We start from the raw sequence: 12,006 nt of genomic DNA, 5'->3' as shown, positions 1-12,006 counted from the left end.
AGCCGGTGAACTGATCCAGACGGCAGTCATTGCACTTCGGTCACGGATGACCGTGCAGGACATCGGCGATGAACTGTTTCCTTATCTGACCATGGTGGAAGGCCTCAAGCTCTGCGCGCAAACCTTCACCAAAGACGTGAAACAGCTGTCCTGCTGTGCGGGATGAGTATTTGCCAAGGCGCCTTCAACCCAACCTCTATCATGCAAGTTCGGACGCTTTCTGGTGCCTTAGGCGAGCCATGAGCAGCTTGGCAACAATCGGTAACAGGGTAATGCCACTGACCAGGATCAGAAGCCCGGTCACCACCCCGGACTCAGATGCCATGAGCAAGCCACCAAACGCTGTGATCAAATACGCTGTCGGAATAACACCAGCCAGAGTTGCGACCACGAATCGCCAGAACGCGATCGGTGTCAGGCCGGCTGCATAGCTGACGGCATCGAAGGAGATAAAGGGCACCAATCGCGACGCAAAAATGACAAGCATCAACCCGCCCTGGGAGCGGTCCTTGCCCAGCCAATTCAATACCGGACGTAGTCGCTTCCAGCGATGGATAACGTCGTACCCCAAGGATCGAGCAATGGCGAAAGCGATCAGTGCGCCGGCCTCAGCACCGATAACCACGATGACTGTTCCCCATAGCGATCCATAGGCCGCACCGGCAACCATGGCGATCGGGGCGCTGGGGATCGGGCTCAGGACAATGGCCGTGATCATCAGGCCAATGATACCCACCGGCCCCCAATACCCCAGTTGGTCAATCCATTCCGACAAGGCCGCCTTGTTGGTCACGGTGGTCAATGCTCCGGTCTCCAGCATGACCCAATAGATCGCAGCCAGTGCAGCCAGCAAGAGCATAACCCCGACTATTTTTGCTTTTGCGTTCGGTCTAACTCCCATACTTGCCATGGGTACCCGATGAAATTCATGCTTCAGGGTGGTAGTCATAATCTCCTCTGGCGTTCTTACTCGCGCGTCCAGAATCGTCCCTGTTTTTCGAAAACAGGTACTTGCCGAGGGCTGCGACGCCAAGTACCGAGTTATGGTGATTTCTGGTGTATGGAAGCAGGCTGAAGGGGTGGCGTATCCTGTTGGTTGATCTCCGCCAAGATCACAACCAACAGAGGAATGATACGCCATGCCCAAGTCTAACCTGCATGCTCTTTCACAACCAGAGGTAGCCAGCAACGACCCGTTGCACGAGTTGATCCGGCAGGGTGCCCGGGATCTGATCGCACAGGCCGTTGAGACGGAGCTGGAGAGCCTGTTGAAGCAGTACGCGGACGTCAAGACGCCGGATGGCCGCCGTGCTGTGGTGCGCAATGGGCACCTTCCCAAACGCGCTGTTCAGACAGGCGTCAGCGACGTAGAAGTCCAGGTTCCCAAGGTCCGGGACCGCAGTGGCTCTGGCATTCGCTTCAACAGCCACCTGCTGCCACCCTACCTGAAGCGCGCCCGGAGCCTGGAGGAACTGATTCCCTGGCTCTACCTGCGAGGTGTTTCCTCCGGTGATTTCCAGGAGGCCCTGAGTGCGCTGGTTGGTGAACAAGCCAATGGCCTGTCGGCCAACACAGTGTCTCGGCTCAAGGCGAAGTGGCTTGATGAGCACAAGGACTGGCAGCGACGAGACCTGAGCCAGAAGCGTTACGTCTACTGGTGGGCGGACGGCGTGTACAGCAACGTCCGCCTGGATGACCGGCTCTGCCTGCTGGTGATCATTGGCGTGACCGAGCACGGCCACAAGGAGCTGGTTGCGGTCGAGGACGGCCACCGGGAGTCCGAAGCCAGCTGGCGAGAGCTGCTCACGGACATACGGGAAAGAGGCCTGGAGCCTTCGCCCAAGCTAGCTGTTGGCGACGGCGCACTGGGCTTCTGGAAGGCCCTGAGCAAGGTGTTTTCCGTGAACACAAGGATTACTGAGGTCAGCCCCATGAAAACGATGGTTTACCGCCTGAATTCTGGCGTTTCCAGGCTTTTCCTGTTCGCGTTGGTTGCCGTCATGCCGGCCCTGGTTCAAGCCGAGTCTGCGAATGATGCCCAAGCAGTGAAAGCGCTGGCGACTGACTCCTCCGGCGCCCTGCTGGTGCTTCGGGATAGCGGCCTGCTTGTTCTTGATGATAAGACTGCCGCCGACATCCCGCTGCCACCGTCCGATTCCGGCGCTCAACCCCGTTCCATGGCAAAGGGCGCGGACGAACGCCTGTACCTGGCAGGGCCAGGCCTTGGCATCTGGCGCTATGAGTATGCTAGCGAGCGCTGGCATTCCCTCAATGACACCCTGCCGGATCTCGGAATCACCGCCATTGCCGCCCACGCCACCCAACCGGAAACGCTCTACGCCTATCTTGGTGAAGGTGGCATGTTCCGATCCAGGGACGGCGGTGGCGAATGGGTGAAGGTTGACGGTGGACCCCGGGAGCCGGTGCAGGCGTTCCTGCACTCGGATATGCCCGGCAGCATGGAAAGTGGCTGGCTGTTCGCGGGCACCACCCGTGGTGTGGCCCGTTCCATGGACTGTTTTTGCTTCTGGGGCGATGCCGGCGAATTGCGAGGGGCGGTGACGGCCATTGATTACGATCCTTCGGCCCCGGAGAACGTCTACGCCGTAATCGAGGGGCAACTTCACCACAGTTCTGACGGCGGCGAAACCTGGGTTGGCCTTGAAATACCCCAGGCAATCACCGCTCTGACATTCTCACCCAAGGAAGGACTCGTGGTGGGCACGGAAAACGGAGACCTGCTTTCGCGGAACGCCTCTGGCGAATGGGTGCCGGTTCATGAATAAGTGGTTTGTCCCGCTGGTCTTGCTCGTTGCCCCGGCCCTTCTGATGGCCGGTGGCGCGCCACCAAACAGCGACAGCTTGCCGACCGAAGTGGCCAAGGGTCGCCAGATCTACGAGCAATACTGCGCCGCCTGCCACGGATGGCAGGGTGAAGGTGCGGCCAACTGGAACAAACCGGATGAGAAAGGCGAAATGCCCCCGCCACCACACGATGAGACCGGCCACACCTGGCGCCACAGTGATGCCATGCTGTTCAGGATGATTGCCGAGGGATGGCGGCATCCCTTCAACAAAACAGATCGGCTGGCTATGCCAGCATTTGAGGACACCCTCACCGACGAGGAAATTCAGTGGGTGATCGAGTACCTGAGAACACTATGGACAGACGACCAGCGCCGCTATCAACAGAACGAAAGTCAGGACATTAACCAGGCCGAGAGCCCCTCCTGACTTCTCACGGATACCAGACAACACTCCTTTAAATCTCGGTAACTCGAAAATGTCGTTGAAGCAGCACTTCAATAAATGGTCATGGTTATTCGGTATAGCCGGTTTCAGTCTGGTGGTCGCTGCAATTTTCGTGTTGCCGCAGTACCTGAAGCCTGATCTGGATGCCGGTGTCACTTTTTACGCCACCGAGGGATGCGCACCTTTTGAAGGTCAGTGTATCGGGCGAAAGGGCGATCAAACCATCACAGTCGGCTTAGGTAATGAAGCCATCGAATCGATGACAGAGATTCCCATTCGTGTGCGTCTCGATAACATGACAGCAGACTCCCTGATCGTGGATTTCGAAGGGCTTGAAATGTACATGGGCGTGGTCCGCACCCAGCTGCTACCGAATGCCCAGGGTGTTTACCAGGGAACCATTACCCTGCCGGAGTGCGGTACCGGCAAGATGCTATGGCGGTCGAGGGTTATCATCGACAACGACCCTTCCAGTGAAGGTATCAAATTTGATTTCTGGGCAGTTTAACGGACTTACAAAACTTAGGGGACTAAATTCCTGATCTTGCAACCTGGGGAATTGGCGCCGCGTTTGCCATCGGCTGGACACCCTGTATAGGCCCCATACTCGGGGCCATATTGGCGCTCAGCTCCACGCATGCCAATGCTGAGGCGGGCATGCTGTATCTGGCGGCGTATTCGTTGGGGTTGGCTCTTCCTTTTCTCGGAACCGCCCTGTTTATTGAACACTTTCGGCAACGAGTACGCTGGCTCAGTCGCTGGAGTAGACTGCTGAGAGCGCTTGCTGGCTTGGTGCTCGTTGTAATGGGAGTAATGGTGCTCACCGGTCGGATGACACTCTTTGCGTCGTGGATGTTGTCGACGTTTCCGGTTCTCGGAAGGCTTGGTTGAGCTTCCTACAGCCAAACTACAGGGAACGGTCCATGGCTTCATGCTCAAATACTGCGTATAAACAGGTTTCATGAACAAATGGGGCCGCTATTTCGTTAACTAATGGCTTTGCATTGCCGAACCATTGAAGCGGCTCATTGTTCTTCAGGACTGAATTAAAAACCGGTTCGCAGTGGAGGATCTAGAACGTTCGCTTTTGTTTAGAAAGGCAGCGAAATCCTGGTGGTGTGGAATGGACATAGGGTGACTGTAAACCTCTCCCTTTCTTTTGGGCCCCAAGGTTGCCATACCAAACGAACTCGGTCAGCAACCATAAATCTTTCCCCTCTCCAGCGTCACCGACCATTAAAACTTTAGGCTCCGTTTCACGCAGGCACTGCTTGGATACCGATATTTGCGACGGCAGATGTAGGAAATTTCCCAACCGGTTTGCAGCGATATCGACTTACGACCGGCGTTTGAAATACAGATGATGTTTCCGAGTCATTTGATCAGGCGGATCGGGGCTCACCACCGGCAGGGATGCCAGGCAAACGCGACACCTGCCCAGTGGTGTGACGTGCCAGGGAGAGGCCTCGTGTCCACTTCTCTTTTTTCAATCCCTTTCGCCGCACAACCATAATAGGGTCGTCACAAGCGACGGTAATCACTGCAGCTGGCACATAATGAGGTGATGCTGGAGTCCGTTCGGGTCGTGGAAAGAGTTGAGGGCAAAACTTACTGTCAAATTACTTTCAGCGTCAGAACCGCACACGACCGCGCTGGGGCGGTTTGATGGCACCACCGAAGAGCGCTTTCATACCAAGACCACTCACGGACCTCAGCTAGACAGAAAACGGACATTCGGTCAGGGCCTCAAAGCTAAACACAGCCATTTCATCTAGTATGATTGGCGGAGTAAATTGCAGACGCTAGATGATTACGTGGCAGAGATTGCCATGCTCGGCTAAGCTATTTTCTTTCATCTATTTGCAGCGCGATTAATGATTCAAAGTCAGAAATAATGACGCGGTCAAAATTCTGAAATGATGAAAGGCTTAGCCTAATCACTGTTAAAATCTATGGAGGTTGCATTGGACTACGAGGGATTAAAGCTGATAGTTGAGGAGTTGACTGCGGCGAAGCTTGATCTTTTGATGATCAATGCGCTCTGTTTTTTAATCGCGCTATCCTTGATCTACTTATTCTCAAGGGCTAAGAAGTCTGGAGAGCTGCGAGAGATTAATAATAATTTCAATAAAGTTTTGCAACAGCAATCGGTTCTCACAACAGAGACCGAAAATATAAAAAAATCGCTAGAAAAAGACTTGGTTGATTATCAAATAAAGCTCAGCGCTTATCACCAAAAAAGTATCAGCGCAGTTTGTGAAATATATGAAGCAATACTAAGCCTGCGGGAAGCAGCAAAGAATTTAGGGTTTAGCAAAACTGACGAAGATGCGAGAGCATTTATTCGGACTATAGAGCACTTTCGGCGAATCTTTGATTACCAGAAAATCTGGATTTCTAATGAGCTTGAGTGTCATATCGAAAACGTAGCTATTGACATGGAACGAAAGTGCCAAAGTTTTGCAGCAGCAAATACTAGGGAGAAGTATATTCCAAACCTTTCAGAATCCAGGATCGATCAGTTAATTGAAGATCAAGAGGCATTCTACGATTATTTACACAAAGAAGTAAACGCAATATTCGATGAATTGGCTGAGAAGATTTCAGCTAGCGTAGCTCGGTAAAATTTTAACCAGTGGCTCAAGCCGCCGGTTTGCGCTGCCGCTCCAACCGGCGGCTTCGCCCGATATTAGGTTTCAGAATATAGGATTGAGTGAAACTCATGATTGAAAGCATTAAATTTTTATTTGGCGAGAAGCCTGGTTCCAACAATCTTTGCCTAGAAGCTACTCCCATAAACATTTTTGTGGGACCGAACAATTCTGGTAAAAGCTTGCTACTTAAAGAAATTGAACAATTATGCAACAACCCAGAGCCAAATAGAAAAATAATTGATGAGTTCAGAACAAAGCGGCTCTCTAAAGAAGAAATTACTGAGCTACTTCAGTCGAAAGAAACTGAAAAGCCTGAAGGTCATAGACATTTCGATGATCATATTTTTACCCAAAAAATAGATTTATTCAACAGCGATAATAATCATATAAAGCAGGTTAGTCTTCAAGAAATCTTCAACTTTATTGAAGGTAAAAATCAAAATTTTTCTTATTTTGCAGAGAATTTTCTTTCTTTGTACACAATTAGATTAGATGGAAAAACAAGATTTACTCTTACTGAACCAAAGCCCTCAGGTGATCTAACAAAAAACCCAAGAAATCAACTCATGGCTCTATTTCAGGATGATGATGCCAGGAAAGCCATCAGAATGATTACACATGAGGCGCTTGGTAAATATTTCGTAATTGACCCTACAGGAATGACATCACTTAGAATAAAAATGTCTGATGTAGAGCCTAGCCTTATGATAGAGCAAGGGCTTAATGAAGAGTCCCGAAGTTTTCATAGTAATGCTACAGATATTTCTGAAATGAGTGATGGCGTCAAAGCTTTCACAGGTTTAGTTTCCGCAACACTAAGCCAAGATTATAAAGTTCTATTGATTGATGAGCCGGAAGCCTTTCTTCATCCTCCTCTCGCCAGAAAACTCGGGAAAACACTTAGCATTCTCACCAAAGAAAAAGGCAGTAAAGTTTTTGTTTCCACTCATAGTTCTGACTTCGTTATGGGCTGTATCCAGGCTGGCCAGAATGTAAATATTACACGGCTAACCTATAATAAAGGTGTGCCAACAGCTCGAACTCTATCTTCAGAAACAATCTATGAAATGATGCGAAATCCACTCCTACGCTCAACTGGTGTGTTAAGTGCCATGTTTCATGAAAGTGTAATCGTGTCTGAGTCTGATGCTGATAGAGCTTTTTATCAAGAAATAAATGAGCGATTAAATTATTTTACTCATGATGGTTCTGTAGATAGTTTATTCATCAATGCACAAAACAAACAAACAATTGGAAGAATTGTTTCTCCATTAAGAAAAATGGGAATACCGTCTGCTGCGATTGTCGATTTGGACATCATTAAAAAGAGCCATGAATTCAAAGAGCTTTGTAAATCTTGCAACGTACCTCAAGCGCTTATAGAAAGTTGGGGAGTTCTAAGGGGTAGTGTCAACAGACTCCTAGAAGATAATGGGGTAAATTCTAATAAGCAAGGAATCGATGATATACCTGTAGAGCATAGAGGCACATTGACTTCCCTTCTTAACAATCTAAAGGAATATGGAATCTTTGTTGTACCAAGGGGAGCATTAGAGCAATGGTTACCTACGCTTGAAATTGAAAAAAATCGTCACGGTCCAAGTTGGATAATGGATGCTTTCGAAAAAATGGGGGAAAATCCTGAATCCCCTGGTTATATAAAACCCTCTGAAAACGACGTATGGCAATTCATGCGTAGTGTCTCAAATTGGGTAAATGAACCATCGAGATTCGGGCTTTGAAACCTAACAAGTGGCTGTTGTCGGACGTGGACTTGCCCAGATACACATTACAAACCCTAGCCTCAAACGGAGGCCATTGCAGTGGCATTGACCGCCTTACCCGAATGTCCGCGTTGCGACCTAAGCTTTTACTAGGCATGGGAAGCGGCCAAGTTATTGTTTCCATAACAAAATTTGACAGTGTCTGCTTGTTCAGACGATAAGGGACAGACAGCACTTGAAGACGCGAGTGTCCGCTTAACATCATTAACAGCCAAAACATTGTGTCAATTTCTAACCCCACTTCGATGACATTGCCAATATTTGTACGTAATTTAGATCACAATTGGAATCAGTCGATTGCTTGAGGCAAAGAAAATTTGTATCTATAGTTTTTGTATCTAGGCTTGGAGTCATAAAGCCTAACATATAGGCGCCAATCACTCACTCACTCACCAAAACATACAAAATTTAGGGGCGTATAAGTTCCTGTAGAGGTTGTAGACCTCACGCTTGATGCCATAAACCGATGTTCTTGGGTAACACGCGTCGTAGGCCCGGTAGAATGCTTCGCCGAAACCACCAAACATCTGTGTCATGGCGATATCCGCTTCACGATCACCGCAGTAGACGGCCGGATCAATCAGCCAGGGGCGGTCAGTGCCATAGAGCACGTTACCATTCCAGAGATCACCATGGAGCAGGCTCGGGTGCTCACAGTGGGCGTTCAGCCAGTCCATCAGCAAGCCCCCGTGCTGGTCCAATACCTGTTCGAAGCGAGTCCTCTGGCTGGCGTCACGAATACATGAGATCTGGTAGCCAAGGCGGTCGTGGACAAAAAACTCACCCCAGTTGTCGCACCAGCGATTGGGTTGCGGTGCCAGGCCAATGTAATTGTCCCTGCCCCAGCCGTACGCCTCCTGCCGCAGGGCATGCATTCTGGCCAGCCCTTCACCCAGCACCTCCCGCGCCCGATCTGAGCCACCTGAAGACCGGATGGCGGTGATTTCGAGTTCGGTTTCGTTCACCCGATAAACGTGCGGCACACCGACGTCGGTCACCCCGGCCTCATCAAGCGCGCCTGCAAGGCTCTCCAATCCCTCCGCCTCGCAGACCAGGGCATCGGCATAACCAGTTGCATTGTGTTTCAGGTGGGTGGAGGCCATCGGCGTTCTCTCTCCTTGAAGTGGTCGTGCCCGAACCGGTAGATTGAAATAAAGCCTGACACGACAGAACGAGCGGGAGCAAACCATGGATACCAAACGCTGGCAACTTCTGATATCCGGCCGCGTACAGGGGGTCTACTATCGCGCCTCCACGGAACAGAAGGCCTCTTCCCTGGGTTTGACGGGGTTCGCTCGCAATCTGCCCGATGGACGAGTTGAGATTGTGGCCGAAGGCCCGGAGGAACGCCTGGACGAACTCAGAACCTGGTGCGCCGAAGGCCCACCGGATGCGCGTGTGGATGCGGTGGATATTGCGCCGGAATCGCCAACCGGGGAATTCAGCAACTTCAGCGTTCGTTAGGCAATACGCCTCAGCCAGAACGTCATGGGCTTGGCGGTTTCCGCCGCCTGATCCACATCTTTCCATGCATAGGTGGTGGTCAGCTCCGGTACCTTTCGGTAGCCGCGGTTGTGCCAGAATGGGTCCAGCGGCTGGTAATCGGCAGGTCTGAGCGGATGATCTTGAGGCCGCTCGACCGCGCAGAAACAGCAGTGCGTGAAACGGCCCTGTTCCCGGGCATGGCCTTCCCGGTGGTCGAAGAAGGCCACTCCGATGCCCTGCCCCCGGTAATTCGGCAGCAGCACCGACTCACCGAAATAGAAGATCTTGTCTGGCTCATAACCCTGCTCGATGAACGGCCCTTTGAACTCGTCCGTTTCGTGGTCCATCGGGATGCCCGTGGCGGCGCCAATAACCGATTCGCCATCCAGGGCCAGCACGAAGAGACTCTCTGGCGAGCGGGCGTAGGTATCGAGGTACTTGCGCTCGTAGTCCATATCACCGTCGTACAGGTAGGGAAAATGGCGAAACACCTCGATCCTCAGGCGCGCGAGATCATCCAGGTATGTTTTTATTTGGTCACCGCTGAGCCGGCGTATTGAAACCGCCATAAACTACCCCCTGTCGAAAGGTCGGAGCATGCAAAAAGACAAGCCGTTTTCTCAAGCCTGCGAGAATAACAAAGCGCCGATTCTGGAAAAACTTGTCGAGCTTTTCAAACAGCCGGGCACCATTCTGGAAATCGGCACGGGCACTGGCCAGCACGCCGTTCACTTTGCCGCTCACTTACCCCACGTGGTTTGGCAGCCGACCGATCACCCTCAGAACGCCCAGCTTTCCCGGGCGTGGATCGACGACGCCCACCTTACGAATATCAACCCGCCCATTGCCCTGGAGGTATTGAACGGAGATTGGTCCAGGCTGCCCGCCATCGACGGCGCGTTCTCCGCCAATACGGCGCATATCATGGCCTGGAAAGAAGTGCAGGCAATGTTTCGCGGCCTGGCGGAGGCCCTACCCAAGGGCGCGATCTTCTGCCTCTATGGGCCTTTCAGCTATGGCGGTCGGCACACCAGTGAAAACAATGTACGATTCGACCTGTCGCTGAGAACACAGGCGCCGCATATGGGAATTAGGGATATGGAGGATCTCGAGGCTCTGGGTGAAGCAACCGGGCTGAAGCTTGAAAAGGATTTCGGGATGCCGGCTAATAATCGGTTGTTGGTTTGGAGAAAATCCTAGCTCGAACCCGGGAGGGTTCTTTCTACCCTGCCAATCGGCCAATAAAAAACCCCAGCATTTCTGCTGGGGTTTTGTATTGGCGGAGAGGGAGGGATTCGAACCCTCGAAACGCTATTAACGTTTACACACTTTCCAGGCGTGCGCCTTCAGCCACTCGGCCACCTCTCCAATAAACTGTTTCAAATCAGCAACGTCGTCGCTCATTTGAGGGCGCAAACTTTAATGGTTTTACGGGCGCTTGGCAACTCCCCCGGGGAAAATCGTCAAAAAAATTCGGGCGAGACGGGTTTTCTCTTTACCGGTTGAGCAGATTCAGGACTATCGTTAGTACAACGCCGAGTATAATCATCCAGTTTGTGGGGAGAGACTATTCATGCTTATGAAAGCCGAGCAATCGACGCTGTTGCTCATTGATGTCCAGGAAAAGCTGATGCCCGCCATTAGCCATGGCGACGAGGTGGTGGACCGTTGCATCGTTCTCGCCACCATCGCCGGGCTCATGGAGGTTCCGGTGCTGGGTACCGAGCAGTTGCCGGACAAGCTGGGGCATAACGTTGAAGCGGTCCGGGAACTCTGTAACCAGACCCTGGCCAAGCACCATTTTGATGCCTGCCCCGATGGGCTCGTTGACCAGTTGCCGGAGGGTCGGCAGCACATTGTAATAGGTGGTTGCGAGACCCATGTGTGTATGATGCAGACCGCCTTGAGCCTGCTTGATGCTGGTTACAAGGTGTGGGTGGTGGCCGATGCTACCGGCTCACGCAACGAGTTTGACCGGGACGTAGCCCTGGACCGCCTGAACGAGAGCGGTGCCAGGATCGTAACGCTTGAGATGGTGGCGTTTGAATGGATGCGTCATTGCAAACATCCGCAGTTCCGGAACATTCAGGCCCTGATCAAATAGAGGCATCCGGAAGGCTGGCGCCCACGTAACTAGTCACTTCATTTTCAGGTGGTTTTGAGGTTCGCAATGCTCAACATGGACTTTTCCAAAAAAGTCATCATCCGCACCGAAGAGCAGGATTGGGTGCCCAGCCCTGCCGGTGGTGTTCTGAGAAAGCCTCTTGCCCGCGAGGAAGCAGAGCGTGGTCATGCGACCAGTGTGGTCCGGTACGAGCCTGGTGCCTCCTTCAACCGGCATGAGCACCCCCTGGGCGAAGAGATCCTCGTTCTGGATGGGGTGTTTTCCGACGAGACCGGCGATTACCCGGCCGGCACTTATCTGCGGAACCCGCCAGGCAGTGGACACGCCCCTTTCAGCAAGGAAGGCTGCACGCTGCTCGTCAAGCTGCATCAGTTCGACGAACGCGATGGATCCACAGTGCGCATCGATACGCGCACTGCGCCGTGGCGGGCCGGTATGGGCGGGCTTGAGGTGATGCCGCTGCACGAATTCGAGCACGAGCATGTGGCCCTGGTGAAGTGGCCGGCAAACGAGGTTTTCCAACCCCATCGGCACTTTGGCGGCGAGGAGATATTCGTGCTGTCCGGAGAGTTCTGCGATGAACATGGTCGATACCCGGCGGGCACCTGGATTCGGAGCCCCCACCTGAGCCAGCATCACCCGTTCGTGGACAAGGAAACAATCATCTGGGTAAAAACCGGCCACCTGCCGATCGAGACGCCATAAA

General features: G+C 52.4%; 11 protein-coding genes, 1 tRNA gene and 3 pseudogenes. 11 read left to right on the top strand and 4 right to left on the bottom strand.

The features are described 5' to 3' along the window. Positions 1 to 166 (top strand): annotated as a pseudogene (locus BM035_RS22370) (mercury(II) reductase); the annotation flags it as partial. A gap of 33 nt (positions 167 to 199) precedes the next feature. Here BM035_RS22370 and BM035_RS15055 read toward each other — a convergent pair. Beyond that, entirely contained in the window at positions 200 to 949 is a 750-nt protein-coding gene (locus BM035_RS15055; RefSeq protein ID WP_092032909.1) for a TVP38/TMEM64 family protein, read from the bottom strand. A gap of 190 nt (positions 950 to 1,139) precedes the next feature. Between BM035_RS15055 and BM035_RS15050 the strand changes: the two are divergent. The 6 genes and pseudogenes from BM035_RS15050 to BM035_RS15015 form a co-directional block, all read left to right on the top strand. After that, positions 1,140 to 1,898: pseudogene (locus BM035_RS15050) on the top strand (IS256 family transposase); the annotation flags it as partial. An 880-nt stretch (positions 1,899 to 2,778) separates the two neighbouring features. After that, on the top strand, positions 2,779 to 3,234 hold the full coding sequence (locus tag BM035_RS15040; RefSeq protein WP_011784882.1) for a c-type cytochrome: 456 nt from the start codon (positions 2,779 to 2,781) through the stop codon (positions 3,232 to 3,234). Between the two features lie 49 nt (positions 3,235 to 3,283). Then, positions 3,284 to 3,760, top strand: coding sequence for a hypothetical protein (locus BM035_RS15035; protein ID WP_011784881.1), 477 nt, complete (start codon positions 3,284 to 3,286; stop codon positions 3,758 to 3,760). A gap of 53 nt (positions 3,761 to 3,813) precedes the next feature. Then, positions 3,814 to 4,143: pseudogene (locus tag BM035_RS15030) on the top strand (cytochrome c biogenesis CcdA family protein); the annotation flags it as partial. 1,073 nt (positions 4,144 to 5,216) lie between these two features. Next, positions 5,217 to 5,876: a hypothetical protein gene (locus BM035_RS15020; protein ID WP_139216053.1), complete on the top strand. Its 660-nt coding sequence runs from the start codon at positions 5,217 to 5,219 to the stop codon at positions 5,874 to 5,876. Between the two features lie 98 nt (positions 5,877 to 5,974). Further along, positions 5,975 to 7,648, top strand: coding sequence for an ATP-dependent nuclease (locus tag BM035_RS15015; protein ID WP_092032907.1), 1,674 nt, complete (start codon positions 5,975 to 5,977; stop codon positions 7,646 to 7,648). Positions 7,649 to 8,079: 431 nt separating this feature from the next. Here BM035_RS15015 and BM035_RS15010 read toward each other — a convergent pair whose 3' ends face one another. Beyond that, positions 8,080 to 8,793 (bottom strand): fructosamine kinase family protein, encoded by a 714-nt coding sequence (locus BM035_RS15010; protein WP_092032904.1) that lies wholly within the window; start codon positions 8,791 to 8,793, stop codon positions 8,080 to 8,082. A gap of 85 nt (positions 8,794 to 8,878) precedes the next feature. On the opposite strand from BM035_RS15010, the gene BM035_RS15005 reads away from it, so the two are divergent. Continuing rightward, the gene (locus BM035_RS15005) at positions 8,879 to 9,154 is read left to right on the top strand and encodes an acylphosphatase (RefSeq protein ID WP_008174451.1); all 276 of its coding nucleotides are present in this window, start codon (positions 8,879 to 8,881) and stop codon (positions 9,152 to 9,154) included. Here the strand turns inward: BM035_RS15005 and BM035_RS15000 are convergent. Beyond that, positions 9,151 to 9,744 (bottom strand): GNAT family N-acetyltransferase, encoded by a 594-nt coding sequence (locus BM035_RS15000; protein WP_008174450.1) that lies wholly within the window; start codon positions 9,742 to 9,744, stop codon positions 9,151 to 9,153. The genes BM035_RS15005 and BM035_RS15000 overlap by 4 nt on opposite strands. Before the next feature lie 28 nt (positions 9,745 to 9,772). Here BM035_RS15000 and BM035_RS14995 point away from each other — a divergent pair, with 28 nt between their 5' ends. After that, positions 9,773 to 10,375 carry a DUF938 domain-containing protein gene (locus BM035_RS14995; RefSeq protein ID WP_008174448.1) on the top strand — a complete coding sequence of 201 codons (603 nt, stop codon included), beginning with the start codon at positions 9,773 to 9,775 and terminating at the stop codon, positions 10,373 to 10,375. A 77-nt stretch (positions 10,376 to 10,452) separates the two neighbouring features. Here the strand turns inward: BM035_RS14995 and BM035_RS14990 are convergent. Further along, positions 10,453 to 10,543, bottom strand: a tRNA-Ser gene (locus tag BM035_RS14990). 205 nt (positions 10,544 to 10,748) lie between these two features. Between BM035_RS14990 and BM035_RS14985 the strand changes: the two genes are divergently transcribed. After that, positions 10,749 to 11,279, top strand: a complete 531-nt coding sequence (locus tag BM035_RS14985) for an isochorismatase family protein (RefSeq protein WP_008174446.1) — start codon at positions 10,749 to 10,751, stop codon at positions 11,277 to 11,279. A gap of 66 nt (positions 11,280 to 11,345) precedes the next feature. Next, complete coding sequence (locus BM035_RS14980) at positions 11,346 to 12,005, top strand: cupin domain-containing protein (RefSeq protein WP_008174444.1); 660 nt, start codon at positions 11,346 to 11,348, stop codon at positions 12,003 to 12,005. Position 12,006: the final 1 nt, after the last annotated feature.

Origin of the sequence: Marinobacter sp. DSM 26671 (assembly GCF_900112835.1) — a bacterium.
GTDB lineage: Bacteria > Pseudomonadota > Gammaproteobacteria > Pseudomonadales > Oleiphilaceae > Marinobacter > Marinobacter flavimaris.
Note: the sequence above shows the minus strand (reverse complement) of the source record. Positions and strands in the feature narration are given on the sequence as shown.

Bases quoted from the DNA above. Each gene is read 5' to 3' on its own strand.
- BM035_RS15055 (WP_092032909.1), bottom strand. From the start codon at position 949: ATGACTACCACCCTGAAGCATGAATTTCATCGGGTACCCATGGCAAGT.
- BM035_RS15040 (WP_011784882.1), top strand. From the start codon at position 2,779: ATGAATAAGTGGTTTGTCCCGCTGGTCTTGCTCGTTGCCCCGGCCCTT.
- BM035_RS15035 (WP_011784881.1), top strand. From the start codon at position 3,284: ATGTCGTTGAAGCAGCACTTCAATAAATGGTCATGGTTATTCGGTATA.
- BM035_RS15015 (WP_092032907.1), top strand. From the start codon at position 5,975: ATGATTGAAAGCATTAAATTTTTATTTGGCGAGAAGCCTGGTTCCAAC.
- BM035_RS15010 (WP_092032904.1), bottom strand. From the start codon at position 8,793: ATGGCCTCCACCCACCTGAAACACAATGCAACTGGTTATGCCGATGCC.
- BM035_RS15005 (WP_008174451.1), top strand. From the start codon at position 8,879: ATGGATACCAAACGCTGGCAACTTCTGATATCCGGCCGCGTACAGGGG.
- BM035_RS15000 (WP_008174450.1), bottom strand. From the start codon at position 9,744: ATGGCGGTTTCAATACGCCGGCTCAGCGGTGACCAAATAAAAACATAC.
- BM035_RS14995 (WP_008174448.1), top strand. From the start codon at position 9,773: ATGCAAAAAGACAAGCCGTTTTCTCAAGCCTGCGAGAATAACAAAGCG.
- BM035_RS14985 (WP_008174446.1), top strand. From the start codon at position 10,749: ATGCTTATGAAAGCCGAGCAATCGACGCTGTTGCTCATTGATGTCCAG.
- BM035_RS14980 (WP_008174444.1), top strand. From the start codon at position 11,346: ATGCTCAACATGGACTTTTCCAAAAAAGTCATCATCCGCACCGAAGAG.